Origin of the sequence: Sinorhizobium glycinis (genome assembly GCF_001651865.1) — a bacterium.
Classification (GTDB): domain Bacteria; phylum Pseudomonadota; class Alphaproteobacteria; order Rhizobiales; family Rhizobiaceae; genus Sinorhizobium; species Sinorhizobium glycinis.
Genome location: NZ_LPUX01000066.1, coordinates 111,101 through 127,069 on the forward strand (window position 1 = coordinate 111,101; position 15,969 = coordinate 127,069).

Annotated in this window: 9 protein-coding genes and 1 pseudogene; 3 read left to right on the forward strand and 7 right to left on the reverse strand. The window is 59.3% G+C overall.

What is annotated here, in order from left to right; all coding sequences use genetic code 11:
- The first annotated feature begins 173 nt into the window (after nt 1-173).
- Nucleotides 174-1,694: a bifunctional aminoglycoside phosphotransferase/ATP-binding protein gene (locus AU381_RS24585; RefSeq protein ID WP_037461162.1), complete on the forward strand. Its 1,521-nt coding sequence runs from the start codon at nt 174-176 to the stop codon at nt 1,692-1,694.
- Between the two features lie 14 nt (nt 1,695-1,708).
- Here the strand turns inward: AU381_RS24585 and AU381_RS24590 are convergent, their stop codons facing one another.
- A complete protein-coding gene (locus AU381_RS24590) occupies nt 1,709-4,399 on the reverse strand; it encodes a cation-translocating P-type ATPase (RefSeq protein ID WP_014857930.1) in 2,691 nt (896 codons plus the stop codon).
- 14 nt (nt 4,400-4,413) lie between these two features.
- Nucleotides 4,414-5,088 (reverse strand): BON domain-containing protein, encoded by a 675-nt coding sequence (locus tag AU381_RS24595; RefSeq protein WP_015633538.1) that lies wholly within the window; start codon nt 5,086-5,088, stop codon nt 4,414-4,416.
- Nucleotides 5,089-5,236: 148 nt separating this feature from the next.
- Between AU381_RS24595 and AU381_RS24600 the strand changes: the two genes are divergently transcribed.
- Nucleotides 5,237-5,692, forward strand: coding sequence for a pyridoxamine 5'-phosphate oxidase family protein (locus AU381_RS24600; protein ID WP_014857928.1), 456 nt, complete (start codon nt 5,237-5,239; stop codon nt 5,690-5,692).
- Nucleotides 5,693-5,752: 60 nt separating this feature from the next.
- Here the strand turns inward: AU381_RS24600 and AU381_RS24605 are convergent, their stop codons facing one another.
- The 3 genes from AU381_RS24605 to AU381_RS24615 all read right to left on the reverse strand — a co-directional run bounded on the left by AU381_RS24605 (nt 5,753) and on the right by AU381_RS24615 (nt 10,470).
- Nucleotides 5,753-6,586, reverse strand: coding sequence for a universal stress protein (locus tag AU381_RS24605; RefSeq protein WP_014857927.1), 834 nt, complete (start codon nt 6,584-6,586; stop codon nt 5,753-5,755).
- A 283-nt stretch (nt 6,587-6,869) separates the two neighbouring features.
- Complete coding sequence (locus AU381_RS24610; RefSeq protein WP_014857925.1) at nt 6,870-7,694, reverse strand: universal stress protein; 825 nt, start codon at nt 7,692-7,694, stop codon at nt 6,870-6,872.
- A 76-nt stretch (nt 7,695-7,770) separates the two neighbouring features.
- Nucleotides 7,771-10,470, reverse strand: a complete 2,700-nt coding sequence (locus AU381_RS24615; RefSeq protein ID WP_014857924.1) for a bifunctional acetate--CoA ligase family protein/GNAT family N-acetyltransferase — start codon at nt 10,468-10,470, stop codon at nt 7,771-7,773.
- Nucleotides 10,471-10,642: 172 nt separating this feature from the next.
- Between AU381_RS24615 and mgtA the strand changes: the two genes are divergently transcribed.
- On the forward strand, nt 10,643-13,267 hold the full coding sequence (mgtA, locus tag AU381_RS24620) for a magnesium-translocating P-type ATPase (RefSeq protein WP_014857923.1): 2,625 nt from the start codon (nt 10,643-10,645) through the stop codon (nt 13,265-13,267).
- Nucleotides 13,268-13,295: 28 nt separating this feature from the next.
- Here mgtA and AU381_RS24625 read toward each other — a convergent pair.
- A pseudogene (locus AU381_RS24625) lies at nt 13,296-15,172 on the reverse strand (PAS domain S-box protein).
- A gap of 10 nt (nt 15,173-15,182) precedes the next feature.
- Nucleotides 15,183-15,932, reverse strand: coding sequence for a Crp/Fnr family transcriptional regulator (locus tag AU381_RS24630; RefSeq protein WP_014857921.1), 750 nt, complete (start codon nt 15,930-15,932; stop codon nt 15,183-15,185).
- Between the last annotated feature and the right edge of the window lie 37 nt (nt 15,933-15,969).

A 15,969-nucleotide genomic window follows, 5' to 3' on the forward strand; every position in this document is an offset into this window, starting at 1 on the left:
GCGAAAGCCTGATCGTACCGCCATTGCGTCATGGTTCCTTGACTCTCATCAATGAGGCGCAGGCTTGTGGCGTTCATCATCGTTTCATTCTGCGACGCGACGAGAGTTCGCGCTCCGTCACGATGAATTACAGATCGGCGAGACAGTCCCAGCCGGACAGAAAGGCGCCTTTTATGATTACCCAGGATCAGGCGGAGGTCGTCGCCTTTTTGAGCGCGCCTCACGTGCGTGGCGCGGATAAGGTGGAGATCATCGAGACGCACATCTCTTGCATCTTCCTTTCCGGCGATCGCGCTTACAAGATGAAGCGAGCGGTGAAGCTGCCCTATGTAGATTTCTCGACGGCGGAATTGAGGCTTGCAGCCTGTGAAAAGGAGGTGGCTCTGAACAGCGCCACTGCACCGGGCTTGTACCTCGGCGTGCGGCGGATCATGCGCGGCCGCGATGGCCGGCTTTCTTTCGACAAGGGCGACGAGCTTGTCGACGCGGCCATCGAAATGGTCCGTTTCGATCAGGCGGCGTTGTTCGATCGCATGGCCGTTGGCGGCAAGCTTGATGCCGAACTGATGGCCCGGACGGCACGCATGATCGCCCGCTTTCATAAGGGGGCCAAGATCGTTCATCAGGGACCCGGCTCCGCGAACATTGCCGCCGTGCTCCGTATTAATGCCGCCGGTTTTGCCACGAGCCGGCTATTCGACCCCGTCGAGCTTGCCGATTTCGAACAAGCTTTCGAGCGCAACCTGGTAGCTTATGCACCGCTTCTCGATGCGCGTGAGGCCGCAGGCAAGGTCAGGCGATGCCACGGTGACCTGCATCTGCGCAATATCTGCCTGTTGAATGGCGAACCGCGGCTGTTCGACTGCATCGAGTTCAACGACCAGATTGCCACTATCGATACGCTCTACGACCTTGCCTTTCTGCTGATGGATCTTTGGCATCGCGGTTTTCCGCAATTCGCCAATCTGGTCATGAACCGGTATCTCGACGAATCGGGCGACGAGGATGGCTTCGTGCTGCTGCCTTACTTCATGGCGATCCGCGCTGCCGTGAGGGCGCATGTCACAGCAACCCAGATTGAAGAAAGCGGCGAGCGGTCGGACGCGCTCGCCGTCGAGGCTCGATCCTATTTCGACCTGGCGCTCTTCCTGCTGGAAAAGAGGTCGCCCCGGTTGATCGTCATTGGCGGATTGAGTGGTTCCGGCAAAACGACTGTGTCAGAGATATTGGCTGCGCAAATCGGTTCGCCTCCGGGCGCGAGAATTATCGAAAGCGATCGTATCCGCAAGGCGATGTACGGAGTTGTGGCCGAAACGCGACTCTCTGCGGACGCCTATCGTCCGGAGATTTCCGAGAAGGTCTACGGCGAGATGGCGTGCCGCACATTCTCGATCCTGCGCGCAGGAGGATCCGTGGTCGCGGAAGCCGTCTTCGACAAGTTCGCCAATCGTCAGCGCATCGAGGCGGCAGCGAGCGAGGCACATGTGCCATACACAGCTATCTGGCTGGACGCGAGCCCATCCGTCCTTCGCGGCCGCGTTGCCGAAAGGACCGCAGGGCCCTCCGATGCGGATCTGAATGTCCTTTGCCGGCAACTGGCTTACGACGTGGGGGACCTTGATTGGCACCGGATGGATGCCGATCGCTCGGCGGACAACATCGTCGCGGATATCCTGAAGCTCAGCCGTGATTGACTGTGGTGCTGAACTCACGAGGCGCGCATGTCGGCGGGCCTGCTGCGGACCCGCCATTTGTCGAATTCCATGACGAAGAAGATTGACGATGCGGCTAGGAGCAGCATCGCCCATTCCAGCAGCGATATGGGCGACAGTCGCAGGACCTCTCGCAACCAAGGGGTATACATGGCGGCGATGTGGAGTGCCTGTGCCGCTACAATAGAGGCAAGCAGAAGGGGATTGGCAAGGAACCCTAGCGCGAAAATGGATTTGCGCTCGGAACGGCTCGTGAGGGTCTGGAAGTTCTCGAAAAGGACGAACAACAACAGCAGCAGATTGCGGGCTTCGGTTTCGCCATAACCCTGCTTCAGCAGAACGTAGAACATCGCGAAACCTCCCGCGCCCATAACGAGCGTGGATTGCCATATGCGCCGGATCATTAGCCGATCGAAAATCGGTTCGGACGGCCGGCGCGGCGCGCGGCTGAGCTCGTCGCCCTCCGGGTTTTCGCTGGCCAGCGCAATGTCCTGGATGCCGTTGGTCACGAGATTGAGCCAGAGCAACTGCACGGGAAGAAGTGGCATAGGCATGCCGAGGGGAATCGCCAGCAGGAACAGCAGCAGTTCCGCAGCACCTGTCGACATCAGCATGAAAATGACTTTGCGAATGTTGGCGTAGGCGACGCGGCCCTCCCGGATGCCGCTGACGATCGAGGCGAAGTTGTCGTCGGTGATGACGATGTCGGCGCTTTCCTTGGCGACCTCCGTGCCCTTGCGCCCCATCGCCACGCCGATATGCGCGTGCTTCAGCGCCGGCGCATCATTGACGCCGTCGCCGGTGACGGCGACGAAATGCCCGTTGCGGGCCAGCGAGAGGACGATCGCCAGCTTTTGCGAGGGGGCAACACGCGCATAGATGCGACCATCGCGGGTCAGCCCGTCGAGACTTTCCTGTCCCTTTTCCTCGGCCCTGCGGACTTCTTCGCCGGTGACCACCTGATTATCGGTGAAGATCAGTCCGGCCTCTGAGGCAATTGCCGCCGCGGTTCTCGGGTCGTCGCCGGTGACCATCGCCACGTCCACGCCTGCTGTGTGGCAATCGCGAATTGCTTGCGGTACCTCCGGCCGCACTGGATCCTGCATTCCGGCAAGGCCCAGGAAGACCAGATCGACGAGGAGATGCCGGCCGAAGCCTCCATCTGCCTCGATCGCCGTCTCGCCCTCCGCGAAGGCCAGCACCCGCAGGCCACGCGCGGCCATCTCTACCTTTTGCCTGAGGAGGAGCTCCCGATCGATCGGTTCGGCACGACCAGCCATATCCATGCGGTCGGCCATGTCGATCAAGGTTTCCGCGGCGCCTTTGACGAAGATGCGAATACTGTCTGCGTGGCGGTGGAATGAGGCAGCATATTTGAGGTCCGGCTCATAGGGAATGCGGGCGACGAGAGGATAGTCGTCCTCGATCGCCTCGCGCGGCAGCCCTGCCTTGTGGGCGGCTGCCAGCAATGCAACATCGACCGTATCGCCGACGGCGGTCCAGCCGTTCGCTTCCTTGACGAGCGATCCTTCGTTGGGCAGCGACGCGGCCTTAAGCAAGGCAATGGCACGTTTCCGCGCCTCTGCGGGAGGGGTTCCGTCGCCCCGGATCGTGCAGGCGTCCAGATCAGCACCCGTATCGCAGACGATATCGGTGCCGTCCGGCAAGCGGATATCGGTCACGGTTAGCTCATTGAGCGTCAATGTGCCGGTCTTATCGGTGGCGATCATGGTGCAGGAGCCAAGCGCTTCGACTGCCGGCATTCGGCGTACGATGACGTGTGCTTTGGCCATACGGCGCATGCTGATTGCCAGCGCGACCGAGATCGCTATCGGCAGGCCTTCAGGGATCGCGCTCACCGCGAGGCCAACGGACATCATGAACAGCTCGTTGAGCGTCATCGCGCGCGCAATTCCAACAAGGACGAGAAGAGCGATGGCAGCCGCGACGATCCAGGCGATGAGCTGGGAGAAGCGTTCCAAACGGATCATCAAGGGAGGCTTGGCAAAGGATGCCTTGCCGATTTCGGCGGCAATCTTTCCCATCTCCGTGGTCGCACCGGTCGCGACGACGACGCCGCGTCCGCGACCACGCGTGACGAGCGTGCCCGCGAACGCCATGGGGCGCTCGCCCTCTCCGGGAGCAGCCTGGACCGGACCGGATTTGTGCACCGGTGCTGATTCGCCGGTGAGCAGGGACTCGTCACAAACGAGATCGGTCGCCCACAGGAGCCTGATGTCGGCCGGCACGCGTCCGCCCGCCTCAATGGCCACCCTGTCGCCCGGCACTAGGAGCCGAGCGTCGATTTCCCGCAAGCGTCCATCGCGGATGACGTTCGCATACGGCTGTTCAAGCCGGCGCAACGCCAAGGCGGCTTTGGTAGCGGTGTGCTCCTGCAGAGACCCGATGATGCCGTTCGCGATGAGTACGATGCCGATGAACAGCGCATCTTGCAGATCGCTTAATAGGAGAGATACCAGTGCCGCAGCCAGCAGAATGTAGATCAGAGGGCTGCGGAACTGGCGCACGAAAGTGATCGCGAGCGAGGAGGCTCGCGGTTCGGGAAGGCTGTTCGGGCCAAATTGCGCAAGCCGAAGGCGAGCCTCCTCTTCTGTAAGTCCGACACCCTCGCTACCGACAAGGGCTTCCCTGCGCGAAGTAAGATCGGGGAGGGTCGCGTAGGTCATCCGAAGCGCTCCATTCAGGAATTGAATCGGCCCTTGGGTTCTTCGATTGTCAAGTGATCCTCAACCGCCGTCACGCCTCGTGCCGACCAGGCCGCTCGCTCCGCCATGATCCTTTCGCGCCGGCTTTGAACCTTCCCCCGCAAGGTGACATGACTGCCGGATACTTCTACGTCGATGTTTTCGGCTTCGATCTCAGCATTGCGTTTGAGCGCCTCTCTGATGCCATGCCTGATGTCGAGCACATCCAGCATGGGACGGATCCTGAGGCGGTTGTCGATACCCGTGATGCCCGTCAAGCGACGCACCAAGCTCTCGGCTGCAGAGCGCTGGAAATGAAAGTCGACCGTTCCCTCCAGGGTCACATAACCGTTTTCGACCTTGACTTGGATGTCCTTGAGGTCGGCGATTGCGGCTCCCCAAGCAAGGATTTTTACCACGCGGCTGGCGATCTCGTCATCGGCAGCCTTCTTGTTCTCTGGCAAACGCACGACAATTTCCTCGGCGATCGCGCGTACGCCCTTCACTCTTTGGGCAACCCGTTCGGCAGTGTGTTTTTCCTCAAAGCTGTGAACGTGGCCGGTCAGAGTGGCGATGCCGTCTTCAACCGTCACGCCGATGTTCGCAGCGTCTATGCTGGGTTCATATTCGAGTTCATCCAAAATATCCTGGCGTAGGCGAATGTCGCTCATGATCGTCTCCTTCCTCTCAGCCAGTAGCCAAACGATGGTATAAGTATTGGCCATTCCCGACCAACGGTCTTTGAGGGACGTCAAGGCACGAACGCCCGATGGAGATTTAACCTCAACTCATCGGTCCACGTCTTAAGGAGGGGAGATCATGCTCATCAAGGAATTGTCCCGTCACGAATGCAATAGCGTGGTCGAGGCCGCTCACGTGGCTCGTCTTGCCTGCTGCAAGGAAGGAAGACCTTATATCGTGCCCGTCACTTATGCTTACACTGGCAACTGCCTCTATTGCTTTTCGATGCCTGGTCAGAAGATCGACTGGATGCGCGCCAACCCGCATGTGTGCCTTCAAGTCGATGAGTTTTCAGGTGAGCGCCGATGGAAAAGCGTCCTGGTTTTTGGTCGTTACCAGGAGTTGTCGCACGAAGGGCGCTGGCAGAGAGAGTACATGCATGCTTGGTCGCTGCTAGAGTCGCGGCCAAATTGGTGGGAGCCGGGTGGATTGAAGCCCGCACCACAAGGCGTCGTAGCAGCTTCGCCGCATATTTTCTTCAGTGTCGACATTGAAGACATGACTGGCCGAGCCGCATTCGAAGGTGAAGCATGACCGCAAGCAGGAAAGCGCAGCGTAATGCGGGGCCTTCCTTTCGATTTGGCAGGCAAGTGTTCAGTGCACCATCAACACCGGTACAATGGGTGCCTCGATCATCGCCTTGGTAACGCCTCCGAATATCCTTTCGCGAAGACGTGTGTGCCCGTACGCCCCCATGACGATCAGATCGGCAGAGGTATCAATTGCATGCTGGTTGAGAACCTCGTCGACTCGGCGCCCTCCGCTCGCAAGCCGATCGACGGTCACTTTGATGCCGTGGCGAGCGAGGTAGGTGGCGACATCGGCACCCGGTTCGTCGCCGCTTTTGGTTGAAGCCGCGCTTGGGTCGACCAGAACGACATTCACTTCCTCGGCGCTCTCCATGATTTCCAAAGCTTCGCGGGCCGCTCTCGCGGCTTCCATGGTCGAGTTCCATGCGAGAACAATTTTCTTCGGACGCAAGGTGACGGATTGGCGATTGGTTGCGAGAAGAACCGGTCGCGCCGAATAGAAGAGCGCTCCGTCGATGGCACGCGCTCGCAACGGAGAATCCGTCTTCAGACTGGCGCCGATCAACGTAACGTCCGCATAGCGCGCGCGGTTGCCGACATCGTCGTCGGCCCATGCGGTCTCGCAGTAGATGCCATTTGCATCGAATGAGATCCCGAGGCCCTTCAGCGTTGCTCGGACTCTCTCCACCGCCTTATCTAGTTGCTGCATATCCTCGGCCCGTTCGTCGAGCCAAGCGACCGACATGGCCGCATACTCTCCGAGCGGAGGCGGAACGGCGAGCTTGACCAGGAGAACCGAAAGATGGGCATTTGCGGGAGCGCAGAGATCTGCTGCCGCTGTTAAATCATTCTCGTTTTGGTTCGCATCAATCACCAAAAGAACTGTCTTGTAGGTCATTTCCTTGCTCCTCCGAAGCCGATTAACACTCTCATAAGCAATGTACCCCACGTGACGACGGCCACATTGATCTCTCTCAAGAAGCTCCCGCCTGAGACTGCGGCACCAATGTTGCGAGTCCGTGCGGTTGAATGGGTCGGGTGCCGCGAAATCGCATCCAGACGACCTCTACCTTTCCCAACCCAGACGGGGCCAAAACACCGCTGCTGAAAACCGACGGGGCTGTCAGCAGTCTGAGCATCGCATAGAACGGGCACCTTTTTTCAATCTGACTCGAGGAACGTCAGCGGACCATCAACACCGGTACAATGGGTGCCTCGATCATCGCCTTGGTTACACCACCGAACACCTTTTCGCGAAGGCGCGAACGCCCATAGGCACCCATGACGATCAGATCGGCGGCGGTGTCCAGCGCATGCTGATTGAGAATTTCCTCGACCCGGCGTCCGGCGCTGGGAAGCCGATCGACGGTCACATGTATGCCGTGTCGCGAGAGATAAGTTGCGACATCCGCGCCAGGTTCTCCGCCGTTCCTGCGAGAAGCTGCCGTCGGGTCAACCAGTACGACGTTTACGCTTTCGGCGTTTCTCATCATATCGAGCGCTTCGCGAGCGGCCCTTGTGGATTCGAAGCTTGAGTTCCAGGCCAGGAGAATCCTCTTGGGAAGCAAAGTTACCGATTGTCGGTTTGTTGCAAGCAGGACTGGGCGCGCCGAATAGAAAAGCGCACCCTCGATGGCGCGCGTCCGCAACGAGGGATCCATGCTGGTCCCGATCAATGTAACGTCAGCGTAGCGTGCCCGCTCTCCAACCAGGTCGTCGTCCCATGCAGTTTCGATGTACTCGCCGGCTACGTCGGACGATATTCCAAGGTCCTTGAGCGTCGTTCGTGACGCCTCGATGGCCTTGTCGAGCTGTTCAATTTCGGCCGCCCGAATGTCGAGCCATGCGACCGAGAGAGCCGTATAGTCTCCGAACTGAGGCGGAGCGACCTTCACCAGAAAGACCGAGAGATGTGCGTTTGCCGCGGCGCAGAGATCCGCCGCCGCTGTCAGATCAGCTTCATGTTGGTTGGCATCGAGCACGAGAAGAACTGTCTTGTAGGTCATTGCTCTGGTCTCCCCAGGCGGCGTGGAATTCTGAAAGCCAATTTACGCCAGATGGGGGCCGCTACATTGATCCCGGTCAAGAAGCTCCCGCCTGAGGCTGCAGCGCCATTGTCGCAATCCTTAGGGTTGAATCGGCCGGGTGCGGTAAAATCGCAAATCCAAACTCGCGGCACATTCTGAGCATTTTCGAATTCTCACTCAGAATGAGTCCTTCGATTCGTTGCAGACCGTCGGCTGCAGCATAATCCCTCAGATGAGCCAGAAGAGCCCAGCCAAGTCCTTGCCCCTGCAGGTCGGTCCTGACCAGCAAGCCATATTCCGCGGCCTCGTGATCGGGGTCCGCGTAAAGTCTGGCAATCCCGGCAAGCGTGCCGCTTTGCTTGTCGAGAGCTACGAAGGCCATCTCGCGTTCATAGTCCACCTGCGTGAGCCTCACCAGCATCTTGTCCTGGAAGTGCTTGCGCGATGACAGAAAGCGAAGCCGGATGTCAGCCGCGGATGTCTTGGCAAGAAAATCCGGGTAGAGTGCGGCGTCTGCCGGTCTGATCGGTCGCAATTGGTAAAGCCGGTCAGCGAGCGTGACCTGCTTTTCCCAATCGCTCGGATAAGGGCGGATCGCGAGATCGCGATTGGGGCCGGGGCGCGCGACAGCCTGCGGGTCGATTTCGATGCGCGCGTCGAGCGCGATGACTCCCTCGGCGCTGGCGACCATCGGATTCAAATCCATTGAGAGCACGCAGGGAAAATCGACGATCATCTGCGATAGCGCAGTGAGCGCCTTGCAGATCGCTGCCCTGTCTGCGGCCGGCTCGTTGCGAAAACCGGCGAGGAGCCTCCCGATCCGTGTCCGATCGATCAGGTCGCCGGCGAGCATGGTGTCAAGCGGGGGAAGCGCCACTGCGGTGTCTTCGACCACCTCGACGGAAACGCCTCCCGATCCAAACAGAATGACCGGACCGAAGATTGGATCTCGGCTGATGCCCAGGATTAGTTCCCGCGAGTGTCCGCGTTCAATCATCGGCTGGACGGCAAAGCCATCGACAACGGCATCTGGGTCGTGGGCCTTCAGCCGCGCGACAATCGCCTCGGCGGCTTCTCGGGCGGCCATAGGGGTTAAGATATCGAGGACGACGCCGCCCACATCGGATTTGTGCGTGATCGACATCGAGATCAATTTGACGACGACCCTCGTCGCGTCCTCGAGAAGCGATGCGGCAACCCTTTCCGTCTCCTCCGGCGAGCTTGCGATGACGGTTCGAGGGACTGGAATGCCATAAGCCGCAATGACCATCTTGGCTTCGGGTTCGTTCAGCATATGGCGCCCTTCACCAGCCACCCGCTGCAAAATGGATTGGACGACTGCACGGTCCGCAGGCGCTTCGGCCGCCTGGCTAGAGGGCACCCGCAGAAGCGCCTCCTGTGCCTTCGACCATCTGGCGAGATAGGAAACCGCCAAGGCTGCATCGGACGGTGTGTCGTAGCTTGCCAGCCCGGCCTGCTGCAGCACATGACGACCCTCACGAGCGGTCAGGCCGCCCAACCAGCATGTCAGAACGGGCTTGCCCGAGATTGTCCCGGACCGCGCAAGGGAGGCGACGGCACGAGCGGCATCAACGGGCGAGGCAAGGGCTGTCGGGCAATTCATGACGATCAGGATGTCCACTCCCGGACCGGGAGCGACGATCTCGACCGCCGCCCTGTATCGTTCGGGCGACGCATCGCCGATTATATCGACCGGATTGGCGCGCGACCAATCGGCGGGCAGGATTCGCTCCAGGCAGCGTATGGTGTCCGGAGAAAGATCCGCGAGCTCGCACCCCAAGTCCACCAGCCGATCCACGGCGAGGACGCCGGCTCCGCCGCCATTGGTGACTATTGCGACACGGCTTCGCTCAAGAGAGGGAAAGCGCGCGATGGTTTCCGTCGCGTCGAACAATTCGCCAAGGCCTTCGATTCTCAAGATACCGGCGCGGTGCAGAGCCGCGTCCACGACCTTATCGGCACCTGAAAGCGCGCCGGTATGCGTGGCCGCCGCTTTGGCTGCCTCCACGTGCCGGCCCGACTTGATCGCGACAACCGGCTTGACCCGAGCGGCGGCACGAGCCGCCGACAGAAACTTCCGGGGATTTGGGATGGTCTCGAGATACATGACGATCGCCCGCGTCTTGGGATCGCCAGCCAGCAGGTCGAGGAAATCGCCGGCGTCAGCATCGGCCATGTCGCCGAGAGAAATGATTTTGGAAAAGCCGACGTTGTTGTCGGCCGCCCAGTCGATCAATGAAGTCGCGATTGCTCCGGATTGTGAAAGCAACGCGATGTCGCCTGGCTGAGCCTGCAAGTGCGCGAAGCTCGCATTGAGCTTCGCTGATGGGACGATGAGGCCTACGGTGTTCGGCCCGATGATGCGAAAGAGAAATGGTTTCGCAGCATCGAGCATCGCTCGTCTCAGACCTTGGTCAGCGTTGAGGCCCGCCGTGATGACCACCGCAGCGCGCGTTCCCTTCACGCCCAGCTCATGGATGAGCGCCGGCACGGTTTTCGGAGGCGTGACAACAATCGCGAGGTCGGGAACACTTGGAATGTCCGCTACACGGCGATAGCAGCGAAGACCTGCCACCTCGTCGTATTTGGGGTTCACGGGCCAGATTTCGCCCTCGAATGCTGCCGCCATCACGTTTTCGATGATAACCCGGCCAAGCGATCCGCTGCGCGTTGAGGCGCCGATAATCGCAAGCGACTTCGGATCGATGGCGTGATGAAGGTTGCGAATGGTCATGGCTTCACCTCAAACTACGTGACCCACCAGGATATTGTAGTGTTTCGATGGTGCGTTGATCGCGCTCAAAGCACGCAACCCTTTCTGGAAATTGACCTTCCGCAATGCATTCGCCATCGCAACGGTTCATCCTTGTCGAATTGCTCCAGACGAATGCCGACAGGAAGGCTCCATGGGATCCTTAGCATCCGAATATGGAGGAGGGACCGCCTATTGGGCCGCCCCGGCCTCTGATCTGATGGCTGAGTATGGCACCCGTGCAACGGGTTTGAGCAGCGCAGACGCGCGCGAACGTCTGCAGCGTTATGGGCGCAATTCCGTGACGCGGGGAGAGAGGTTTCTGGCCCTTTCCGTTCTGGTCCGGCAATTCCGAAGTCCGCTCATTCTTATCCTTGTATTCGCAGCCGGCATGTCCGCCCTGGTGGGTGAGCGAACCGATGCGCTCATTATCATTCTCATCGTTCTTGTAAGCTGCGCCCTGAGTTTCGTGCAGGAATACCGAGCGTCGCGCGCCGTAGAGGCGCTTCGCAGGCGCATCGCTCAAAAGGCGACAGTGCTCAGAGACGGAGGGCCGAGTGTGATTTCGGCGTTGGATGTCGTGCCTGGAGACATTGTTCGACTTTCCGCGGGCAACCTTGTGCCCGCCGACGGCATCATTCTCGAAGCACGCGACTTCAACGTGAGCGAAGCAGTCCTCACTGGGGAAGCTTTTCCAGTCTCCAAGTCTCCCGGAACGGTGGACCCTGGAACCTCGTTGTCGGGAAGGTCGAACTCGGTCTTTACCGGGAGCTCGGTCCGCAGCGGCACTGCAAGCGTCGTCGTGATCAGGACAGGTGACGCTACAGAATTCGCAGCGATTGCCTCGGCGGTTGCACGGCGCAGTCCAGAGACCGAATTCGCGCGCGGAATTCGCCGTTTCGGTTATCTTATGACCGAGATTATGCTGGTAATCGTTATTCTCGTCTTCTTCGCTAATCTGCTTCTTCAACGCGAACCGATCGATTCGTTGCTGTTCTCCATCGCACTGGCCGTCGGGCTCAGTCCCGAACTCCTGCCGGCTATCATCAGCATTACGCTCGCGCGAGGAGCGCGCACAATGGCCCAAAGCGGCGTCCTCGTCCGGCGTCTCGAGTCAATCGAGAATCTCGGCAGCATGAACATGCTGTGTACCGATAAGACGGGGACGCTCACCGAAGGTGTTGTGCACCTGGACGCCTCCCTCGACGTCGGCGGAGAATCTTCCCCGAGAATTTATTTGTGGGCGCGGTTGAATGCTTCCATGCAAACGGGGCTACAGAACCCACTCGATGAAGCGATCGTCTTGGCAGAAAATGCACCGCCTTCCTCGTCTCTTTACTCGAAGGTGGACGAGATTCCGTATGATTTCGTCAGAAAACGGCTTTCTGTCGTCGTCCGGAAGGATGGTGATCCTGATGGCGATCTGTTGATTTGCAAGGGCGCTGTCGAGAACGTGCTGGCCGTTTGCAGTTCGATTTTGGACGGAGACGCGCCCACAGCTTTCACGGACGCGGCGAGGCAGGCGATCGACGAGAAATTTCGCTCGTGGAGTGGTGGGGGCTACCGAGTGCTTGGTTTGGCCGTTCGCAAAATAGCACGTTCGCAAGCATGTGGTCGGCAAGATGAAAAGGGACTGTGCTTCGCCGGCTTCCTGCTTTTTCTCGATCCACCGAAGGCGGGCATCAGCGAGAGCCTCAAAGTTCTTGCGAAGCGCGGCATTGGCTTAAAGATGATTACGGGGGACAACCGCCATGTCGCCGTGCACCTGGCGAACACCATCGGACTGAGCTCGTCGAGAATACTGACGGGCGGCGAGCTGTCGAAAATGACAAGAGACTCGCTGTTCGCACGAGCGCCCGATATCGACCTCTTCGTCGAGATCGACCCAAATCAGAAGGAACGGGTGATTGAGGCGCTGCGCCGTGCCGGTCATGTGGTCGGATATCTCGGGGACGGAATCAACGATGCGCCCGCTTTGCATGAAGCCGATGTCGGCATCTCGGTCGATGGGGCCGTCGACGTCGCGAGAGAAGCCGCGGATATCGTGCTCTTGAAACGCGATTTGAATGTTCTTCTTCGTGGCATTGACGACGGGCGCAGGTCCTTTGCCAACACAATGAAATACATCTCCATCACGACCAGCGCAAACTTCGGCAACATGATCAGCATGGCCTTCGCCTCCATGTTTCTGCCGTTTCTGCCCCTGCTCGCCAAACAGATCCTTCTCAACAATCTCTTGTCTGATGTGCCGGCGCTCGCCATTGCAGGCGACAGGGTAGATCGCGAGGAAATGCGCAGCCCCCGCCGTTGGGATATTCGCTACGTGCGTCGATTCATGGTGAGCTTCGGACTGGTGAGCTCGCTATTCGACTTCGTCACCTTTGCCGCTCTTGTTCTGCTGGTAAAAGCGGAACCAGCGACCTTTCAAACTGCCTGGTTCATCGAGTCCCTGCTCACTGAGCTGGCAATCGTGCTGATCGTGCGCACGCGGTCCTTCTTCTGGCGGAGCAGGCCGGGCCGAATGTTGCCCTTCCTGACACTGACGACCGCCATCGCGGCCGTAGCACTTCCCTATTCACCTTTCGCGGGCTATTTCGGGTTCGTGCCGTTGCCTTGGCCGCTAATGACAGGTCTGCTGCTGATCACGGTGACGTACCTACTGGCTTCCGAGCTCACCAAACACTGGTTCACTCGGTGGGACAGTCGGCTGCACAGGAGGTCGTATGATCCTGCAGCTCGTGCTTCACGAAGAGCTCTGAGGAGGCCAGACTCGGCTTGACGAGCCTTGTCAGTTGCCACCTCGCACGTCAATCGAGCAGCTCTCGTAGCCGCAACGCCAGCTCTCTGGCGGTGTAGGGCTTTTGCAGCCAACTTCCTGCCGCCCTGCCGGCAGCGCTCGGCCCGGCGTAGCCCGACGTGAACAGCATTTTCACACTGGGTCTGAGTTCGCGCACATGCTGGGCTAACTCGTCGCCACTCATGCCGCCCGGCATTATCATGTCGGCAAAAACGAGAGAGACTTCCGGATGCTCCGACAGGAATTGAAGCGCCTGCGCACCGGCTTCCGCCTCAATAACGGAATACCCGGCATCGCGCAGTCGCGAGACTACGACTCGGCGCACCCGTGCATCGTCCTCGACGACAAGTATCGTCTCATGGCCCCTTGGAATCGGCTCTGTGGCCGCATCTTCTCCTGCGCCAACCTGGGCGGACTGGCTTGCTCCTCGAGTTGCGGGTAGGAAGAGGCGGACGCTCGCTCCCTGACCGGGCTCACTATAGAGCTGAATATGCCCTCCGGATTGCTTGACGAAGCCGTAGACCATGCTGAGGCCAAGGCCTGTTCCCGCACCGGTGCCTTTCGTGGTGAAGAAGGGCTCGAAAGCGCGACGCTTGATCTCTTCGGTCATGCCGACGCCCGTGTCCGTTACGGCAACCAGGACATAGTGTCCCATTCGCACCTCTGGGTACATCTGGGCGTAGTCACGGTCGAGGGCCGTGGTCGAAATCTCGATGGTCAGGCGGCCACCGTTTGGCATTGCGTCGCGCGCGTTCAGCCCCAGGTTCAGGAGGGCGTTTTGAAGTTGGGAGACGTCGATCAGGGCGAGATTACTGCTGCCCTTTACGATCGTTGATAATTCTATGGTCTCGCCCAGGGTTCTGGACAGAAGCTTCGAAAAGTTAGCGACAAGTTCTCCAACGTCGACGAGCTTCGGATTAAGAGGCTGACGCCGACCGAATGCCAGCAATTGTGCTGTCAACTTTGCTCCATCGTCGGCCGCCGCCTGAGCTTCTCGCAAGAGTCCTCTGAGCTTCTCGTCTTGCAGCCGGGCCTCTATCATCTCCAGATTGCCGGTGATCACAGTCAGCAGATTGTTGAAATCATGCGCAAGCCGCCGGTCAGTTGACCAACGGCTTCCATTTTCTGGGCTTGCCTAAGCTCCTCCTCGACGCGCTGGCGACTGGTCAGATCTCGGATGAAGCCGGTGAATATGCGGCGGCCATTAGCCATCGCTTCCCCCACTGAGAGCTCCATTGGGAACGTTGTGCCGTCCTTTCGTAGGCCGGTGACGACCCGCCCAATTCCGATGATGCGCCGCTCGCCTGTGCGTAGGTAGTTGTCCAGATAGTGGTCATGCGCCTCTCGGTGGGGAGAGGGCATCAGCATATTGACGTTCAATCCAACCACTTCGCTCTCGGCATGTCCGAATAGCCGTTCCGCCGCCACGCTGAAGGAGGTGATCGTGCCTGTTTCATCGATCACCACCATTGCCTCGGGGACGGTATCGAGGATGGAGCGGAGATGTGCCTCTCGCGCCGCCAGATCGGCCTGAGCGCGTCTAAGGTTCGTGATGTCGCTATCAGTTTGCACGACGACCTGGTCGCTTGCAGAGGCCGTCTGCACCCATCGGCTAGTGACGAACACAGGTGTTCCATTGCTGTGTCTGTGTACCAACTCGCCCGACCATGCACCATGACAACTCAAGTGATTGCGGATTTCCTCGAGCGGCACGGGAAATCTGGTGGACAGAAGATCATGAACAATTTTGCCCTGCGCTTCCTCGCCCGACCAGCCGTAAAGCTGCTCACAGCCTTTGCTCCATTGCCGGATCGTTCCGTCGGGCGCGTGGACAATCACGTTGGCGCCGTCGAGAGCATTGATGATCTTGGATTCCCGTTTCTCCATCTGGCGTCTTTCAAGCGTTTGCGGATGCGTACCGACCAGGACGAGCGAGAGGGGGCATCCAGTGCTCGCCTTCGTCGCCCTCGGCCAGCAGTCGAAGCGGTTCCATCTTCAAGACCTTGATCGAGCGGCGTCCTGCTGCCGCGATGATACCGCCGTTTGCAAGCTTTGTTATAGTGCGAGATACGGTCTCGATCGTCATGCCAAGATAATTGGCGATATCGAGGCGGGTCATGGGGAGGTCAACAATGGCACGATGCTCCGAGTTCCCTCTCTCCTTCATCAGCAGCAGGAAGTTGGCAAGCTTCTCCTCGGCACTCCTGCGTGAAAGAAGGACGGCTTGATCCTGCGCAGCAGTCATCTCATCGCGAAGCTTGGAGAATAGCTGCTCCTGCAAGCGTGGATCGCGGGCCACTTCGTCTTCAAAGCGGCGACGAGGGAAGCGGCGAAGTTGCACCGGGGAAATTGCCTCGACCGTGTAAAGATATCGCTCCTTGAGCGACACACCCAGGAGATCTCCGGTGCGTAAGAAGCCCACGATAATCCGACGGCCGTCGCCAAGCAGACGCAGCGCTCGCAGCATTCCATCTTCGACTTCGAAGATATGCGTGGCTTCGTCACCCTCCCAAAAGATGGCTTCACCGGGCTCGAATCTTTCGAGCGCTTGTCGGCTGAAAAGGCAAGAAAGATCCGCCGAAGGCAAGCCCACGGAACCCGCGGTCGCCGCGTGACCATCCTTGATGCTTAGGACCTGAACGCTCATGACTCCCTCCATCATTCATGATGGAAGAGTTGAACGC

Excerpts from the sequence above, each read along its gene's own strand:
- AU381_RS24630 (WP_014857921.1), bottom strand. The coding sequence starts at position 15,932 with ATGAGCGTTCAGGTCCTAAGCATCAAGGATGGTCACGCGGCGACCGCG.
- AU381_RS24615 (WP_014857924.1), bottom strand. The coding sequence starts at position 10,470 with ATGACCATTCGCAACCTTCATCACGCCATCGATCCGAAGTCGCTTGCG.
- AU381_RS24585 (WP_037461162.1), top strand. The coding sequence starts at position 174 with ATGATTACCCAGGATCAGGCGGAGGTCGTCGCCTTTTTGAGCGCGCCT.
- mgtA (WP_014857923.1), top strand. The coding sequence starts at position 10,643 with ATGGGATCCTTAGCATCCGAATATGGAGGAGGGACCGCCTATTGGGCC.
- AU381_RS24605 (WP_014857927.1), bottom strand. The coding sequence starts at position 6,586 with ATGACCTACAAGACAGTTCTTTTGGTGATTGATGCGAACCAAAACGAG.
- AU381_RS24595 (WP_015633538.1), bottom strand. The coding sequence starts at position 5,088 with ATGAGCGACATTCGCCTACGCCAGGATATTTTGGATGAACTCGAATAT.
- AU381_RS24590 (WP_014857930.1), bottom strand. The coding sequence starts at position 4,399 with ATGACCTACGCGACCCTCCCCGATCTTACTTCGCGCAGGGAAGCCCTT.
- AU381_RS24600 (WP_014857928.1), top strand. The coding sequence starts at position 5,237 with ATGCTCATCAAGGAATTGTCCCGTCACGAATGCAATAGCGTGGTCGAG.
- AU381_RS24610 (WP_014857925.1), bottom strand. The coding sequence starts at position 7,694 with ATGACCTACAAGACAGTTCTTCTCGTGCTCGATGCCAACCAACATGAA.